This is a genomic window from Oceanithermus profundus DSM 14977 (assembly GCF_000183745.1).
Taxonomy (GTDB): domain Bacteria; phylum Deinococcota; class Deinococci; order Deinococcales; family Marinithermaceae; genus Oceanithermus; species Oceanithermus profundus.
Window position 1 is genome coordinate 1,981,415 of sequence record NC_014761.1, and the last position, 16,589, is coordinate 1,998,003.

Annotated in this window: 14 protein-coding genes and 2 rRNA genes; 7 read left to right on the forward strand and 9 right to left on the reverse strand. The window is 69.6% G+C overall.

The window, feature by feature from the left end; translation table 11 throughout:
* Positions 1-20: 20 nt before the first annotated feature.
* Together OCEPR_RS09860 and OCEPR_RS13045 are read right to left on the reverse strand one after the other, a co-directional pair.
* Positions 21-2,684, reverse strand: a complete 2,664-nt coding sequence (locus tag OCEPR_RS09860; protein WP_041554204.1) for an ATP-binding protein — start codon at positions 2,682-2,684, stop codon at positions 21-23.
* A 56-nt stretch (positions 2,685-2,740) separates the two neighbouring features.
* Positions 2,741-3,199: a hypothetical protein gene (locus OCEPR_RS13045; RefSeq protein ID WP_013458574.1), complete on the reverse strand. Its 459-nt coding sequence runs from the start codon at positions 3,197-3,199 to the stop codon at positions 2,741-2,743.
* Positions 3,200-3,379: 180 nt separating this feature from the next.
* Here OCEPR_RS13045 and OCEPR_RS12860 point away from each other — a divergent pair, with 180 nt between their 5' ends.
* On the forward strand, positions 3,380-3,526 hold the full coding sequence (locus OCEPR_RS12860; protein ID WP_013458575.1) for a hypothetical protein: 147 nt from the start codon (positions 3,380-3,382) through the stop codon (positions 3,524-3,526).
* Between the two features lie 30 nt (positions 3,527-3,556).
* On the forward strand, positions 3,557-4,072 hold the full coding sequence (locus tag OCEPR_RS09870; RefSeq protein ID WP_013458576.1) for a hypothetical protein: 516 nt from the start codon (positions 3,557-3,559) through the stop codon (positions 4,070-4,072).
* Positions 4,073-4,121: 49 nt separating this feature from the next.
* Here OCEPR_RS09870 and OCEPR_RS09875 read toward each other — a convergent pair whose 3' ends face one another.
* The 3 genes from OCEPR_RS09875 to ispE are packed head-to-tail and all read right to left on the reverse strand — an operon-like array spanning position 4,122 to position 6,643.
* Positions 4,122-5,402, reverse strand: coding sequence for an MATE family efflux transporter (locus tag OCEPR_RS09875; protein ID WP_013458577.1), 1,281 nt, complete (start codon positions 5,400-5,402; stop codon positions 4,122-4,124).
* A complete protein-coding gene (locus OCEPR_RS12345) occupies positions 5,402-5,791 on the reverse strand; it encodes a hypothetical protein (protein WP_013458578.1) in 390 nt (129 codons plus the stop codon). Before OCEPR_RS12345 ends, OCEPR_RS09875 begins: the two co-directional genes overlap by 1 nt.
* The gene (ispE, locus tag OCEPR_RS12865) at positions 5,792-6,643 is read right to left on the reverse strand and encodes a 4-(cytidine 5'-diphospho)-2-C-methyl-D-erythritol kinase (protein WP_013458579.1); all 852 of its coding nucleotides are present in this window, start codon (positions 6,641-6,643) and stop codon (positions 5,792-5,794) included. It abuts the gene before it with no gap.
* Positions 6,644-6,691: 48 nt separating this feature from the next.
* Between ispE and OCEPR_RS12870 the strand changes: the two genes are divergently transcribed.
* Both OCEPR_RS12870 and OCEPR_RS09895 read left to right on the forward strand, forming a co-directional pair.
* Complete coding sequence (locus OCEPR_RS12870) at positions 6,692-7,354, forward strand: nitroreductase family protein (protein WP_013458580.1); 663 nt, start codon at positions 6,692-6,694, stop codon at positions 7,352-7,354.
* The gene (locus OCEPR_RS09895; protein ID WP_013458581.1) at positions 7,332-7,721 is read left to right on the forward strand and encodes a hypothetical protein; all 390 of its coding nucleotides are present in this window, start codon (positions 7,332-7,334) and stop codon (positions 7,719-7,721) included. The genes OCEPR_RS12870 and OCEPR_RS09895 overlap by 23 nt, the downstream gene beginning before the upstream one ends.
* Positions 7,722-8,609: 888 nt before the next feature.
* On the opposite strand, the gene rrf is transcribed toward OCEPR_RS09895, so the two are convergent.
* Together rrf and OCEPR_RS09905 are read right to left on the reverse strand one after the other, a co-directional pair.
* Positions 8,610-8,726 (reverse strand): 5S ribosomal RNA (gene rrf, locus OCEPR_RS09900).
* A gap of 141 nt (positions 8,727-8,867) precedes the next feature.
* Positions 8,868-11,787 (reverse strand): 23S ribosomal RNA (locus tag OCEPR_RS09905).
* Positions 11,788-12,042: 255 nt separating this feature from the next.
* Here OCEPR_RS09905 and OCEPR_RS09910 point away from each other — a divergent pair.
* The 3 genes from OCEPR_RS09910 to dxs are packed head-to-tail and all read left to right on the forward strand — an operon-like array spanning position 12,043 to position 15,049.
* A complete protein-coding gene (locus OCEPR_RS09910) occupies positions 12,043-12,513 on the forward strand; it encodes a hypothetical protein (protein WP_041554208.1) in 471 nt (156 codons plus the stop codon).
* 5 nt (positions 12,514-12,518) lie between these two features.
* Complete coding sequence (locus OCEPR_RS09915; RefSeq protein ID WP_041554209.1) at positions 12,519-13,181, forward strand: hypothetical protein; 663 nt, start codon at positions 12,519-12,521, stop codon at positions 13,179-13,181.
* Positions 13,182-13,189: 8 nt separating this feature from the next.
* A complete protein-coding gene (gene dxs, locus OCEPR_RS09920; protein WP_013458584.1) occupies positions 13,190-15,049 on the forward strand; it encodes a 1-deoxy-D-xylulose-5-phosphate synthase in 1,860 nt (619 codons plus the stop codon).
* Here dxs and recF read toward each other — a convergent pair.
* Positions 15,046-16,080, reverse strand: coding sequence for a DNA replication/repair protein RecF (gene recF, locus OCEPR_RS09925; protein WP_013458585.1), 1,035 nt, complete (start codon positions 16,078-16,080; stop codon positions 15,046-15,048). The genes dxs and recF overlap by 4 nt on opposite strands.
* Positions 16,077-16,556: a macro domain-containing protein gene (locus OCEPR_RS09930; RefSeq protein WP_013458586.1), complete on the reverse strand. Its 480-nt coding sequence runs from the start codon at positions 16,554-16,556 to the stop codon at positions 16,077-16,079. The genes recF and OCEPR_RS09930 overlap by 4 nt, the downstream gene beginning before the upstream one ends.
* Positions 16,557-16,589 lie beyond the last annotated feature (33 nt).

Below are 16,589 nucleotides of genomic sequence, written 5' to 3' on the forward strand. Positions count from 1 at the left end.
CCAGGCTGGCACGGCGGGCGTTACAGCAGCGTTTCAGGTCGGAGCGGGGGCTCGAGCCGCAGGCGCCACAGATCGCCGCGCTCGAGGCGGAACCCCCGCCGCTCGGCCTCGGCGGTCAGCGCGCGCACCCGCGCCTCGTCGCCGAGCGCGCGGTAGAGGCCCACGGCGGTGTCGAGGGCCATGAAGACGATGGTGCGGAAGTCCGCCTTGCGCGCCAGCTCCAGCGCCCGTTCGGCGGCCGCGGCGGCCGCTTCGGCGTCGCCCCGCCACCAGGCGACCAGGGCGCGGGTGCGTTGCACCGTGGCCAGCCCGGCGAGGTCGTCCGCGGCCGCGAAATGGGCCTCGGCCTTGGCGCACCAGCCCTCCGCCTCCTCGAGCCCGCCCCCCTTGATGCAGCACAGGGCCAGGGTGGTGAACGGCCAGCCCCACATGTACCAGTCCTCGTCGGTAAGCTCGAGGGCGCGGCGGCAAAGGCGGGCCACCTCGGGATGGGTGTCGGGATCGCGGAAGAGGAGGGCCTGGGCCAGCGCGTAGGTCGCCATCGCCTCCTGGTCCGGCGTCAGGCCGCCCTCCGCGAGCAGCTGCCGGCCCAGCCGCACCGCCCGGTCGAGGTCGAGCCGGCGGAAGTTGAGGTCCACCCGTCCGACCTGCACGTTCTTGAGGGTGTAGGCGTCGCCCAGCTCGCGCGCCGCCGCCTCCGTCAGGTCGAGTTCGCGCTCCAGCCGCGGCCAGTCGCCGGTGGCCACGCCGATGCGGTAGCGGGTGATCAGCGTCTGGGCGATCAGGCGGGCGCGCGCCTCCCCCTGCGACAACTCGAAGGCGCGGTGGAACTGCTCGAAGGCCTCCAGGTAGGCGAAACCGCGGATCGCCCCCGCGGCCGCCTTGAGGCGCAGCGGCACCGCGCGCTCGGGCATCCCCGCCCGCTCGTAGTGGGCCGCCACCAGGCCGGGGGCGGCCCGGTCCTTGATCTGCTCGGCCACCTGAGCGTGCAGCGCCCGGACCGTCTCGGGGTCGAGGTCGCGCAGGGTGGCCTCGCGCACCAGGTCGTGGGCGAGCCGGCCCCGGCGGAACAGCCCCTGGTATTCGAGGACGTCGGCCGCCTCGGCCACTTCCAGCGGCGCCAGCCCCATCACCGCGCCCGCGAGCTGCGGCGAGTAGGCCTCCCCCGCCACCGCCGCCAGCCGCAGGAGGCTGCGCGCACGCGCCGGAACGGCGCCGATGCGCTGCCGCAGCAACGCGTGCAGGCGGTCGCTCAGTGCGGGGCTGGCCCCCTCGGGGGGCTCCCCCCGGGCCCGCCACGACTCCGAGAGCTGCACGATGAAGAAGGGGTTGCCGCCGGTGAAGCGGTGCAGCGCACGCACCCAGGCGTCCTCGGGCTTCGCGCCGTCGCCGAACATGCGGGCGACCGCGTCCGGCGGCAGGGGCTCGAGCTCAACGAGCTCCGCCCCCTGCCGCTCCACCAGCGACTGGATCCAGGTCTGCGCCCGGGGGCTCAGGGTGCCGCTGCGGTAGGCCACGGCCAGGGGGCGCGTGAGCCCCAGCGAGCGCAGCTGCATCAGCAGCTCCAGGCTGCCCTCGTCGAAGAACTGCAGGTCGTCGACCCCCCAGAACCAGTCCGCGTCGTCGAATGGGGCGAGCAGCTCGCCGATCGCGGCCAGGAAGCGCTGCGGCGAGGGGGCGGAAGGCGGCTCGCCCAGTTCGGGCAGCACCCGCGCCAGCTCCCGCCGCGCCCAGTCCGGCAGCGGCTCGCGCTGCTCCAGCACCACGCGCAGGCCGCGCGCGACCGTGGCCAGCGGGACCGCGTGGTCCTCGGGCCGGCCCCGCAGGAGCAGCGGCCGCCGCCCCAGGGCGCGGGCGAACTCGTGCAGGAGGCGGGTCTTGCCGATCCCCGGCTCGCCCAGCAGGATCACGTGCCGCCCCTCGCGCCACGCCCGTTCCATGCGCTCGAGCTCGTGCTCGCGGCCGGCCAGCGGAGTGCGCTTCCAGCGGCGCACCTGGGCCTTGCCGGTGCGCAGCTCCTCGGCGAGGCGGCGCGTCGCCTGCACCGGGGGCAGCTGCAGCTCCCGGTCCAGAAAGTCGGCGTACCCCTCGTAGAACTCCAGCGCCTTGCGCACCTCCCCCAGCTGGGCGTAGAGGCGCATGATCGCCCGGCAGGAAGCCTCGCGCAGGGGGTCGCGCTCGAGCACCCTGCGCTGCAGGGCCAGTGCCGCGCGCGGGTCGCGGCCCGCCAGCCGCTCGGCCTGCGCCACCAGGGCGTCGACGTAGCGTTCCTCAAAGCGCTCGCGCACGATCAGCAGCCAGTCTTCGAACGCCGGCGGCACCCCGGCGGCCGCCCCCTCGAGCAGGCGGCCGCGGTAGAGGTCGAGCGCCCGGGCGAAGTCGGCGCGCTCGAGGGCCTCTTCGAAGGCGCGAACGTCGGCGTCGACCCCCAGCTCGAGCAGCGAGCCGCGGCGCACGACCAGCCCCGGGAACCGCTGCTCGAGCCGGTGCAGCTCCACGCGCAGGTTGCGCATGGCGTGCTCGGTTCCCCACAACATCTCGGCCAGTAGGGTTCGCTCGCTGGGGCCCTCGACCGCCAGGTAGGCCAGAATCGCGGCGCGCCGGCGCCCCGCCAGGGGCAGCCAGCCGCCGCCCACACGCACCTCCGGCGGCCCCAGCAAGCGCACTTCGCCCGGTTGGCTCACCTTGCCTGATTCTACGGACGCGGCCCCGCCCGGGTCAAACGTCCCTTCCTCCAGCTCTAGCGCAGGGAGACGCCCAGGCGGAACCCCAGGTAGGGCCGGGTCGAGAGCGGCGCGAACCAGAAGCGCTGGCCCAGCTGCATCTCCGCGAACAGCCCCACGCTCTTCATCGCGGTGAAGTAGGCCTCGAGCCCCAGCATCGCGTGCCCGTTCACCTCGGGGTCGGCCCTCAGGAGGCTGCCGGTCGCGCCCGCCCCCGCGTAGTAGGCGAGGTCGACCGCCTCGCCGCCGTCGGAGTAGAGCGTACCCGCGGCCAGCACCAGATCCAGCGAGACGGCCACCGAATAGCGTGTGGGGTCGGCCCGTTCGGGTGCGAGGCCGACGCTCATGCGCCAGCCCTCGGGGGTCACGAACTGGATGCCGAAGACCTCGGGCCAGCCGCCGTACAGCCCCGCGCCGCCGATGGCCCAGGCTCCGCCGGCAATGGCCAGGAACAGCGTCCAAACGATGCGTCGCATACGGCCTCTTTTCCAAACCAGTGTAAAACGTCCGCTCCGCCTTCCTGGTGAGATACCCCGTGAAGGTACCCATCCGTCTGTGGCGGCGGTGCCCGTTCGCCCCGTCGCCATCGGCGCTGCGGCTTGTGACGGTCTTGTGACCCTGCGCCGCCTAGCGTAACGGACGAGGGGGTGAGAACGATGCGGAGGTGGCTGGTCTGGCTGGCCCTGGCGATCGTGCTCGCCGCCTGCGGCGGGCCGGCGACGACCAAGGGGTGCCCGCAACCCGCCGAGTTCGACCATCCAAGCTGCGTCTTCGACGATCCCGGCACCGTCTTCGGACCCTGAACCCGCAAGGAGGAAAAGGGGAGGTGAAGCATGAAACAGGTGAAGTACGTGTTTCTTGGGGCCTTCGTCGTGCTCCTCGGCCTCTGGGCCGTGGCGGTGACGGTTCCCCACACCTTCCACGAGGGGGACGTGGTCAGCTCGAGCAAGGTCAACGTGAACTTCCAGACCCTGGCCGAGGCGGTGACCGCGCTCGAGGCCAAGCTCTCGGAGGTGCAGGCCGCGCAGAAGGCGCTGCCCTCGAGCGCCGGCGTGCTCGCCTACGCCTACGTCGACAACAACGCCCCGGCGGACAACCTCTACTACGCCTTCAACTCCACGGGCGGCGCCGTGAGCGTCACCTACGAGGCGACCGGGAAGTACACGGTCACCTTCGAGAACCTCGACCTGAGCCAAAGCGGGCTGATGCTCGCCGTCGTCGACTCGACGAAGCCCCAGATCTGCACCAACACCCCCATTTCGAGCGGCGCCGACACCGTTACGATCAACTGCTTCAACTACGACGGCACCGCGGTGGCCACCGCCTTCTACATCACCGTCGTGCGCTGAGCTTCCGCCGCGCGCGGCCCCCGCGGGCCGGGTCCGCGGGGGCCGGCGCTCACACCATCCGCGTGCGCCAGTACCCCCAGGCCAGCGTGGCCGCGCGCACCGCGTTGATCAGGATCATCCCCCACCACACGCCCGCGAGCCCCCACCCCAAGGGCACGACGAGCAGCATCTCCACCGCGCCCGCGCCCGCGGCCAGCAGCATCGCCGCGGCGAGGAAGCGAAAGCGCTCGGCGGCCATGAAGATGCCGTCCCAGACGAAGACCAGGGCGTTGAGGGGCTGGGGCGCCCAGAGCAGCACCCAGATCGCCCCCACCGCGGACAGCACCTCGGCGTCGTCGGTGAAGATGCGCGGGATCCAGGGGCGGCCCAGCGCCAGCAGCGCCGCGATCAGCACGCCCACCGCCAGCCCCCAGGCGAGCAGGCGGTCGGCCACGGCGCGCACCCGCGCCGGGTCCTCGCCGCGAAAGCGCGCCACCAGCGCTTGGGCGGCGATGGCCAGTGCGTCCACCGACATGGCGAGGAAGAGCCAGATCTGCCAGGCCACCTGGTGCGCCGCCACGGCCACCGTGCCCACGCGCGCGGCCACCGCCGCCGCCAGGGTGATCGCCCCCACCAGGCTGAGGGTGCGCACCAGCATCTCGCCGCCCACCTTCAGGAAGGGCAGTAGCGGAGCCGGGCCCGGCCAGGGCCGCACCGCCCCCAGGCGGCGCAGGTTCAGGTAAAACCAGACCGCGCCGGCGCTCTGGGCCAGCACGCTGGCCAGCGCCGCGCCCATGAGGCCCATCCCCAGCGGAAAGATGAAGAGGTAGTCGAGGACCACGTTGGCGGCGTTGACCCAGAAGGTGACCCAGAAGGGGGTGCGGGTGTCCTGGAGGCCGCGGTAGATGCCGTGGGCGGCCATCAGCCACAGGATCGCGAGCCCCGCGAGCGCCCTGAGCCGCAGGTAGCCGAGCGCCAGCGGCTCGACCGCGCCCTCCGCCCCCATCAGCTGCACCAGCCAGGGGGCCAGCAGCTCGAGCACCGCCGTGGCCGCGAGCCCCAGCACCAGCGCCAGCCACAACGCGTGCCCCGCCTGCTCCATCGCCGCCTCGCGCCCGGCCGCGCCCAGCGAGCGCGCCACCCGCGGGGTGGTGGCGTAGGAGAGGAAGTTGAAGACGACGAAGAAGAGCGCCAGCAGCGCGGTGGTAATGCCCAGCGCCGCCAGCGGCTCGGCCCCCAGCCGCCCCACGAAGGCGGTGTCCGTCATGCTCACCAGCGGTTCGACCGCCAGCGCCCCCAGCGCCGGCAGCGCCAGCCGGACGATCTCGCGGTCGAGCTGCCCCAGCCGCATCAAGCCGGCTCCTCCCCCAGGTCGCGGATATCCGGGTGTTCCCGCAGCACCTGTTCGACGAGGGCGGCGAGCCGCTCGAAGCTGGCGCGCCAGACCGCGCCGGCCAGCAGCCCGCGCAGCCCCCGGCGGGTCTTGAGGAATACGACGAAGCCTTCCGGTTCGCCGGTCACGACGCCGCAACCCATCCAGAAACGGCGGCCCTCGAAGGCGAGCTCCAGCCGCCAACCCCAGTCCTCCGCAGCCGGCGCGCCCGGCGCCACCCCGCGCGCGGCGAGCGCCCCGGCCAGGTAGCCGCACAGCGCCCGGCCGCCCAGCCCCGGGTTGACCGCCTCCGCCTCGCCGGGCTCCAGGGGGAAGGCGCTCGAAGAAAACGCCCAGACGCGCTCCACTCAAACCCCCTCCCCGCCCACCAGCGACGCCGCCCGCACCCAGAACCCGGGATAGCGCCGCGCCAGCGCGTCCGCGTACCGCCCGGCCATTTCCCGGCTTTCCACCGGGGCGAAGAGGGTGCTTCCGCTGCCGCTCATCAGCACGCCTCCGAGCCCGTGTTCCTCGAGCAGCCGCTTCAGGTCGGCGAGCGGCGGGTAGGCGAAGAAGACCGCCCGCTCCAGGTCGTTGCGCCAGGGCGGCGGCGTCCCCCGGCACAGGGCCCCAAGGATGCCGGAGACGTCCAGCTCGGGGCCGAAATCGCCCGGCTCGAGCGCCGCGTAGGCCGCGGCCGTGGGCACCTCGAAGGGCGGCTTGACCAGCACGAAGTGGGCCTCCACGGGCTCCAGGAAGCGCAACTCCTCGCCCACCCCCCGCGCCTCGGCCAGCCCGCCGCGCAGCAGGAAGGGCACGTCGGCCCCCAGCCCGCGCGCCAGCGCGGCCAGGTCCACCCCGGCCGGATACACCTTCCCGAGCCCCCGCAGCACCGCCGCGGCGTCGGCCGAGCCGCCGCCGAGCCCCGCGCCCGCGGGCACGCGCTTCGCCAGCTCGATCTCCACGCCGCCCGGCACGCCCGCGGCCTCCAGGTAGGCCGCGGCCGCCCGCCAGGCCATGTTCTCCGGCCCCTCGGGCACGGCCACCTCGCCGGCCACCCGCAGGCGCACGCCCTCCGCCCGGGGCGCGAGGCGCACCTCGTCGCAGACGTCCACCGTGGCGAACAGCGTGTGCAGCTCGTGGTAGCCGTCTGCGCGGCGGCCGCGCACCGCGAGGCCCAGGTTCAGCTTGGCGCAAGCGTGCTCGACGACCCCCTCCACGCCCTCCAGTATGGCACCTCCGCCCTCCGGCTCTGCTTTAATGGGGCCATGCCCGCCCGTTTCCAGCCGCTGGCCTACACCCCGCCCGAACCGGACGAGATGCTGCGCCGCGCCCGCGCCTTCTACGAGCAGATGCGCACCCGGCGCAGCGTGCGCGACTTTTCGGACCGGCCCGTACCGCGCGAGGTCATCGAGCTGGCGCTGCGCACCGCCGCCAGCGCCCCCAGCGGCGCCAACCAGCAGCCCTGGTTCTTTACGGCCGTCTCCGACCCCCAGACCAAGCGCCGCATCCGCCTCGCCGCCGAGGCAGAAGAGCGCCGGTTTTACCGGGAACGCGCCCCAAAGGCGTGGCTCGAAGCCCTCGACCACCTGGGCACCGGCCCCGAGAAGCCCTTCCTGGAAACCGCCCCCTGGCTGATCGCCGTCTTCGCCCAGAGCTACGGCCTGGACGAAAAAGGCAACAAGGTCAAGCACTACTACGTTCAGGAATCGGTCGGCCTCGCCGCCGGCCTGCTCGTCGCCGCGCTGCACACCGCCGGCCTGGCCACGCTCACCCACACCCCCAGCCCCATGAACTTCCTGCGCGAGATCCTGGACCGGCCCGAAAACGAACGCCCGGTCATGCTCGTCGTCACCGGCTACCCCGCGGACGGGGCCCGGGTGCCCGTCCTCAGCAGGAAGGCCTTCGATGAAACCGCCCGCTTCGTCTGAACCCCACCTCCCCCAGCGGCTCGACCTCGGCATTGGCAGCGTGGACGGTCACCGCGTCTACTGGGACGGCGACGCGCTCATATGGCAGCGCACCAGCGGCGCCGGCGACGTGCTGGAAGAGGCCCGGCTCCGGCCCAGCGAAGAAGCCTGGCGCACCTTCTGGCGCGCGCTCGACGAGCTGGGCGTCTGGAGCTGGGAGCCCTACTACGAACCCGAATACCCCACCTGCGGCGGCACCCAGTGGGCCGTCTGGATCGAGCACGGCGGCCGCACCCTCAAGGCCTCCGGCCGCGACGCCTGGCCGCCCGGCTTCGAGCGCTACCGGGCCGCGGTCCGAAACCTGATCGAAGAGCGCCGCTTCGGTTGACCGAAACGGCCGTGCTGCCCGACAGAACGCTGCCACACCAGCCTCGGTCCCCTTCTTCGTACCCCAACCAGGACTTGGGAAGCAGGAAGTGAAAGTTCGAGTTTCATGTTTTGGTACGTTACCTTGGGCTCGATAACCGGCCCTGCAAAACAAAACCCACATCCCACTTCCTGCCCCTACCTTTTTCGTTTCCCCGGGCGAGTGAGCTATGTTGCGAACGAGACCCGGGAGCCTGCCCTGAACTTGATTCAGGGTCCATGCTGGGTGCTGATCCGGGACTTGGTTGCGGACAGCAAACGCGTTGCAGATTATGCAACAAGAGCGGAACGTTTAGGCTTTGCGTCACCAACAACCCCCTCCTCGGCCCTCCTCACGGGGGAAAAAACGGCCACTTCAAGCAATGCGGCAAGCGAAACGGTTCGGCCCAGAACGACACCGAAACCTCCCCCTCGGGGGAGGTGGCCGAAGGCCGGTGGGGGGTTGTTTTTTGAGGATAAAGTGTGTCGGGGGTAGGATGTGGGTTGGCCACGATTCGAATGATGGGCGATGGCTTCGTTAGCGCCAACAACCCCCACCCCAACCCTCCCCAAGGGGAGGGAGATTCGTTTTCTCGGCGACAAAATCGTGGAGTTTTGGGTACGGCATGGGCCCCCGGATCAGGTCCGGGGCAAGCCCGGCTCGCGCGGGTCAAGGTGACCCGCGTGGCCGGGGACACGTTACCTGGATGTGGGATGTAGGGGGTGGGATGTAGGGGGTGGGAGGTGGGAAGACCGGTTGTGTGCTTTGACCGACAGCACTCAAGCTCGCCCGCGTGCTTTTGAAAAACAAAACCCGCCTCCCACACCCCACCTCCCACATCCTGTTTTTGCCTTTGATAAAAAGAAAAACCCCCCGCACCGCCCTACTTTCCCAGGACCCTGCGGTCCAAGTATCATCGGCGCTGGCGTGTTTCACTTCCGTGTTCGGTATGGGAACGGGTGGGACCACGCCGCTATGGGCACGGGGGGAATCCGATGTTGTGCGTTCGATTCTTGGTTCGAACGTGGATTCCACGAGTGGATCTTTCGGTGGCGTGACGCGGTTGGGACGTGGGATGTAGGAAGTGGGATGTAGGAAGTTGTGACCGTCCTTCTATGAGTGCAGAAAAAGGTCAAGACCTCGGACGATTAGGACCGGTCAGCTCAACGCGTCGCCGCGCTTACACCTCCGGCCTATCAACCCGGTGATCTACCGGGGTCCTTACCTGGTTGACCCAGTGGGAGGTCTCATCTTGGGGTGGGCTTCCCGCTTAGATGCTTTCAGCGGTTATCCCGACCGTACATGGCTACCCTGCTTATGCCCCGGGAGGGACAGCAGGGATACCAGAGGTACGTCCACTCCGGTCCTCTCGTACTAGGAGCAGCTCCCCTCAAACCTCCTGCGCCCGTGGCGGATAGAGACCGAACTGTCTCACGACGTTCTGAACCCAGCTCGCGTGCCGCTTTAATGGGCGAACAGCCCAACCCTTGGGACCTTCTTCAGCCCCAGGATGCGACGAGCCGACATCGAGGTGCCAAACCTCCCCGCCGCTGTGGACGCTCGGGGGAGATCAGCCTGTTATCCCCGGGGTAACTTTTATCCGTTGATCGATGGCCCTTCCACACGGAACCACCGGTTCACTAGGCCCGACTTTCGTCCCTGCTCGGCTTGCAGGCCTCGCAGTCAAGCTCCCTTGTACCCTTGCGCTCTCCGCGCGGTTTCCGTCCGCGCTGAGGGAACCTTTGGGCGCCTCCGTTACGCTTTAGGAGGCGACCGCCCCAGTCAAACTGCCCACCAAGCGCTGTCCCGGCCGATGCCGGTTAGGCCTCCGAACACGTCAGGGTGGTATTTCACCGGCGCCTCCCCCGACCCTGGCGGGCCGGGTTCGCAGGCTCCCACCTATCCTACACAGACGTGTCCAAAGACCAACGCCAGGCTACAGTAAAGCTCCACGGGGTCTTTTCGTCCTGCCACGGGTAGGCCGCATCTTGACGGCCAGTTCAATTTCACCGAGTCCCTCGCTGAGACAGCGCTCCGATCGTTACGCTTTTCGTGCAGGTCGGAACTTACCCGACAAGGAATTTCGCTACCTTAGGACCGTTATAGTTACGGCCGCCGTTCACCGGGGCTTCGGTTCGGAGCTTGCACCCCTCCCCTTGACCTTCCGGCACCGGGCAAGCGTCGCTCCCTATACGTCCACTTACGTGTTCGCAGAGAGCTGTGTTTTTGGTAAACAGTCGCCAGAGCCTGTTCACTGCGGCTGCCTCGGGCTCATCACCCTACGCGCAGCACCCCTTCTCCCGAAGTTACGGGGCCATTTTGCAGAGTTCCTTAGCGAGGGTTCTCTCGCGCGCCTTAGTGCACTTGCACCCGCCCACCTGTGTCGGTTTACGGTACGGGCACTCCACCTTCATCGCTTAGAGGCTTTTCTCGGCTCCCTGGCGTCAGCGGGTTATCACCCCTACGGGCTTCCCCGCGGCCGGCGAGCGTGTGCAGGGCGGATTTGCCTACCCTGCGCCCCCCGGACCGCGGCCGGGCTCATCCATGGCTCCGGTCCGCCTAGCCTAAAGCGTCCCCCCATCGCTCCAGTGGAGTGGGGCCGGAATATTAACCGGCTGTCCATCGGCTTCCCCTCTCGGGTACGCCTTAGGTCCCGCCTAACCCTACGCCGACGACCGTTGCGTAGGAACCCTTGGGCTTACGGCGAAGGGGATTCTCACCCCTTTTATCGTTACTTATGCCTGCATTCGCACTTCCCGTACCTCCAGCCGCCCTCACGGTCGACCTTCATCGGCATGGGGAACGCTCTCCTACCGCGCAGCGGTCATCCCGCTGCACCCGCAGCTTCGGTGCTGGACTTGAGCCCCGATCATTTTCGGCGCGAGGGCACTCGACCAGTGAGCTATTACGCACTCTTTAAAGGATGGCTGCTTCTAAGCCAACCTCCTGGCTGTCTGGGCGCCCTCACATCCTTTCCCACTTAGTCCAGACTTGGGGACCTTAGCTGGCGGTCTGCGTTGTTCCGCCGTTAGGACACGGACGTTATCGCTCGCGCCCTCACTCCCAGGCCTTCACGTACGCCCTTCCGAGTTTGCCAGGGGTTGGTAGGCTGGTAGGCCCCCTAGCCCTAGCAGTGCTTTACAGGCGTACGTTGCCACCTGAGGCTGACCCTAAAGTCATTTCGGAGAGAACCAGCTATCTCCGGGCTCGGTTAGCTTTTCACTCCTAACCCCAGCTCATCCGAAAGATTTGCATCTCTTACCGGTTCGGCCCTCCACGCGGTTTCACCCGCGCTTCAGCCTGGCCAGGGCTAGCTCGCCCGGTTTCGGGTCTACGCGGACCGACTCAGTCGCCCTATTCGGACTCGCTTTCGCTTCGCCTCCGCCTCGACGGCTTAAGCTCGCCGGCCCACGTAAGTCGCAGGCTCATGCTTCAATAGGCACACCACAACCCGTGCCTTCGACGAATCGAAGACGTAGGGCCGTGATTGCTTGTAAGCGCACGGTTTCAGGTTCTATTTCACTCCCCTCCCGGGGTTCTTTTCACCTTTCCCTCACGGTACTGGTTCGCTATCGGTCACCCGGAGTACTTAGCCTTACGCGGTGGGCCGCGCAGATTCACGCAGGGTTCCACGAACCCCACGCTACTCGGGTACCTCCGCCTATCCGCTCACCTTTCGCCTACAGGGCTTTCACCTTCTCTGGCGCGCCTTCCCAGAACGCTTCGGCTAGGCTACGGATTCGGCATGTTGGAGGCCCCACAACCCCGCAGTGCAAGCACTGCGGTTTAGGCTGGTCCCCTTTCGCTCGCCGCTACTCAGGGAGTCGCATTCGCTTTCCTCTCCTGTGGGTACTTAGATGTTTCAGTTCCCCACGTTCCCCCCGTCACCGAGGTGACGGTGACCGGTGTTCCCACCGGCCGGGTTTCCCCATTCGGAGATCCAGGGATCGAAGCCCGCTACCGGCTCCCCCTGGCTTATCGCAGGTAGCCACGTCCTTCATCGGCTCGGGTGCCAAGGCATCCACCGTGCGCCCTTCGTATCTTGACCTTTCAGGACAAGGATGATGTGCAGACAAGCAGGATGTAGGAGGTGGGTTGTGGGATGTGGGAAAAGAAAAAGCCACCACCCGCCGCTTGTCCGCTTCAGGACGGTACTTACGTCACGCCACCTTTCAAGATCCCTGCGCCGGGTAGAGGACCGTGGTCCTTACTGGGCGCAAGACTCAAGATATCAAAGGGGGGAGGGGGAGTCAAGGGGGGTGGGGTGGGGTTGTTGGGGCTGGAAAGGTGGCAGAATAGGAGGGTGGTCCTGCTCCGCTGGCTCTTCCTCCTGGCGCTCCTCGTGGCGTTCGTGCTGCTGGTGCTGCAGGCGACGGCCCCGAACCCCGACGCCCGCTTCGTACGGCGGGTGCGGCGCGCCCTTGGCGAGGTGCTGCGCCGCGGCCGCCGCCTGCACCCGGAAGAGAAGGCGCTGCTCGACGAGGCCCGGCAGCTGGCCGCGGCCCTGGAGCGCCTCGACGCCAAGGCCCGCGAACTGCGGCGTTTCCTGGGGGCGCGCGACCTGGACGCGGTCGCCCGCCGGCGGCTGGAGGAACGCCTTGCGGAGATGGAGGAGCAGCTCGAGTCCGGTGCGGCCTTGCTCGAGCGCCTGGCCGCCGAGCTGTGGGCGCGCGAACCCCTGGACCTGCCCGCGGCCGCGGCCCGGCTGACCCGGACCCGGCTGGGCCTGCAGAAGGCCCTGGAATCGCCCGCGGAAAAAGAAGGGGTAAACTGATGCCGATGAAGCGCCTTACCTTCGTGCTGGCCCTGCTCGTGCTGGTGGCCGCCTGCACGCCGCAAACCCAGACCCCCGCTCCGGAGCCCTTCGCCCGGGAGCAGGGACCCGTGGAGTTCTACCCCCACAACATCGGGCTCTACTGGGTCTACCTGCCCCAGACCGATCCGCCCGACTACCCCACCTTCAAGCTGAGCGTGCTGGGCCCGGGGCAGTGGGACAAGGAGCCCGCCACCCAGATGCGGTTCGTGGGCCGCGGGCAGGAGCGCGTCTACTTCCGCCGTTTCGGCGAGGCGGGGGTGGAGCTGTTGGGCTTCAAGGAGCAGATCACGCTGACGCGGGTCTCCTTCGATCCCCCGATGCTCGAGTACCCGCCCGAGGAGCTGCTGCGCCCGGGGTACCGCTGGGGCGGGCGCACCGTGACCCAGAGCGTCTTCCTGCTGCCCACCGGGGCGCAGGAGCAGGCCACCTTGCAACTCGAGTACAGCTACGAGGTCAAGGGCAAGAGCCGGGTCGAGGTGCCCGCGGGGCTGTTCGAAGCCTACGTGATCGAGCTGACCGTGACCGACGAAAAGGGCAACCAGACGGTGCAGGAGATCTGGTTCGTGCCCCACGTGGGCGAGGTGCGCACCCGTGAGGGCCTGGTCCTCATCGAGAAGAACTTCTAGGAGGGTCGATGCTGCTTAGCCGTATCCGCGGTCCCGAGGACCTGAAGGCGCTGTCCGAGGAAGAGCTCCACGAGCTCGTCGAGGAGCTGCGCAGCGAGATCATCCGCGTCACCGCCGAGACCGGCGGCCACCTGGCCAGCAGCCTGGGCGCGGTGGAGCTGATCGTGGCGCTGCACCGCGTCTTCGACTCGCCCCGCGACCGCATCCTCTTCGACGTGGGCCACCAGGCCTACGCCCACAAGCTGCTCACCGGCCGCCAGGACCGCTTCCACACCCTGCGCCAGGAAGGCGGCCTCTCGGGCTTCACCAAGGTGAGCGAGTCGGAGCACGACGCCATCACCGTGGGCCACGCCTCCACGAGCCTGGCCAACGCCCTGGGCATGGCCGTGGCGCGCGACCTCCAGGGGCAGGACCACAAGATCGTGGCCGTGATCGGCGACGGCGCCCTCACCGGCGGCATGGCCCTGGCCGCGCTCAACAAGATCGGCGAAATGGGCAAGGACATGCTCATCGTGCTTAACGACAACGAGATGTCCATCAGCCCCAACGTGGGCGCCCTCGCCGGCTACTTCAAGACCCTGCAGGTGCAGAAGTGGGTGCAGGACGCCGAGAAGCTGGGCAAGGGCTTCCTCGAGCGCATCTCGCCGCGGCTCTTCGAGCTGGCCGACCGCGCCAAGGAAGCCACCAAGATGATCCTGCACCAGGAGAACCCCTTCTACGCCTGGAACCTGCGCTACGTCGGCCCGGTGGACGGTCACGACCTCAAGGGGCTCGTCTACCTGCTGGAAAAGCTAAAGGACCTTTCCGGCCCCACCCTGCTGCACATCGTCACCAAGAAGGGCAAGGGCTACAAGGTGGCCGAGGAGGACCCCACCCACTGGCACGGGGCCAGCCCCTTCAACCCCGAGGCCCCCACCAAGAAGAAGGGCAGCTACACCTGGTCGCTCGCCTTCGGCGACGCCGTCACCGAGCTGGCGGAGCGCGAGGAGAAGCTGGTCGTGCTCACCCCGGCGATGCGCGAGGGCTCGGGGCTGGTGCGCTACGCCCAGACCTGGCCCGACCGCTACCTCGACGTGGGCATCGCCGAGGACGTGGCGGTGACCACCGCCGCCGGCCTGGCGCTGGCGGGGATGAAGCCGGTGGTGGCCATCTACTCGACCTTCCTGCAACGGGCCGTGGATCAGGTGATCCACGACGTGGCCATCGAGAAGCTGAACGTCGTCTTCGCCATCGACCGCGCCGGGCTGGTGGGCGCCGACGGTCCCACCCACCACGGCGTCTTCGACCTCGCCTTCCTGCGCACGGTGCCGGGAATGCAGATCGCCGCCCCCAAGGACGCGCTCGAGCTGCGGGCCATGCTCACCGCCGCGCTCGAACAAAACGGCCCGGTGGCGCTGCGCTGGCCCCGCGGGGCGGTTGAGCCCGCCCCCGAGGGGGCCTGGCCCGAGTGCGCCTGGGGCCGCTGGGAGGTGCTCAAGCCCGGGAGCGAGGTCTACCTGCTCGCTTTCGGCAAAACGCTGGGCTACGCCCTGGAGGCGGCCGGTGCCGACCCCCGGGTGGGCGTGGTGAACGCCCGCTTCCTCAAGCCCCTGGACCGCGAGGTGCTGGCGGAGCTGGCCGCGAACCACGCGCTCGTGACCGTCGAGGACCACCAGCTCGCCGGCGGTTTCGGCGCCGCGGTGCTCGAGGCCCTGGAGGAGCTGGGCCTCCGCCCCGAGGTGCGCCGCCTCGGCCTGCCTGACCGCTTCACCGATCAGGGCAAGGTCGAAAGCCTGCACGCCAAAGCCGGCATCGACGCCGCGGGGATCCGGCGGGCGCTGGCGGAGCTGGGCGTGAACGTGAACGTCTCCGCGCCGCGAGCGGGCTAGCCTTCCAGGTTCCAGACCCCGGCCTCGATGCGCAGCGTCCGGGACCACCCCTCCGGGGCGTGGGTGCCGCTGAGCACCGCCTGCGGCAGCCCGCTCGCGTAGGCCAGGAGCGCCGCCTGGCGGCGGGCGTCGAGCTCGGCGGCGAAGTCGTCGACGAGCAAGAGCGGCGGCTCGCCGTGGTGTTCGGCCAGGAGCCGGTGCTCGGCCAGGCGCAGCGCCAGCGCCACGCTGCGGGCCTCGCCGCGGCTGGCGAACTTGACCGCGTCGAGGCCGCCCAGCAACAGGCGCACGTCGTCGCGGTGGGGCCCCGCCAGGGTGACGCCGCGCTCGAGCTCTTCCTGCAGGTTGGCCTCCAGCACCTCGGCCAGCCGTTCGGGCGGGGCGGTCTCGCGCAGCTCCAGCACCAGCGGTGCGGCGTCGAGCTCGCGGTAGGCCGCGGCCGCCAGCGGGGCCAGACGCTCGAGGATGCGCCGCCGCCAGTGCAGCACCTGCTCGCCATAGCCGGCCAGCCGCTCGTTCCAGACCCCGAGGCCGCGCGGGCTCGTCTTGAGGGCGGCGTTGCGCTGGCGCAGCGTCTTCTCGTAGGCCGAGAGCAGCGCCCGGTAGCGGGGCGAGAAGCGCATGAGCGCCTGGTCGAGCCAGCGCCGTCGCTCCTCGGGGCCGCCGCGCACCAGGGCGATGTCCTCGGGCCGGATCCAGACCGCCCCGGCGTACTCGGCCAGCTCGCGCAGGCTCGCCGGGGCCTCGTTGAGCCGGATCTCGCGCCCGCCGCGGCCGAAGCGCTGCTCGAAGCGCACCACCCCCAGCTGGGTCTCCACCTCGGCGAACAGCCGCGCCTCGGCCGCGCCGAAGCGCACCCGGTCGGCCAGCGCCCCCCGCACCTCGCCGCCCAGGGCCAGGAAGATGGCCTCGAGCAGGTTGGTCTTGCCGCTGGCGTTGGGGCCCACCAGCGCCAGCGGGCCCGGCGGCAGCACCAGCTCCAGGCTCGTCAGGTTGCGGAAGTTCTGCTGGCGCAGCCGGGTGAGGATCATAGGGCGCGGCGGATGGCCTCCACGTCCGCGTCGGTGTAGCCGTAGAGGGTGACCTCGAGGTCGTCGGGGGCGTTCTTGAACTCCTCGGTCATGATGCGGGCCACCTCCTGGGCGTCGAGGCCGCCCACCCCGGTGCCGAGCAGCGGGAAGGCCACGGTACGTAGCCCCAGCTCGCGCGCCTTCGCCAGGGCCGCCTGGGTCGCGCGGCGAACCGAGTCGTAGCTGGCCGGCTCCGAACCCAGGACCGCGGCGTGGATGACGTAACGCACCGGCAGCCGCCCCGCCCCCGTGACCGCCGCCTCGCCCACGCGGATGGGGCCGTGGCGGTCGCATTCTTCCTGGATCTCGGGCCCGCCCTTCTTGCGGATCGCCCCGGCCACGCCGGAGCCGAGGATCAGCCGGTCGTTGGCGGCGTTGACGACGGCGTCGCCCTCGAACGTGGTGATGTCCCCCTTGGCTATACGAATCAGCGCCACGCCTTCATTCTAGCCGCGCCTGCTAGCATGGGG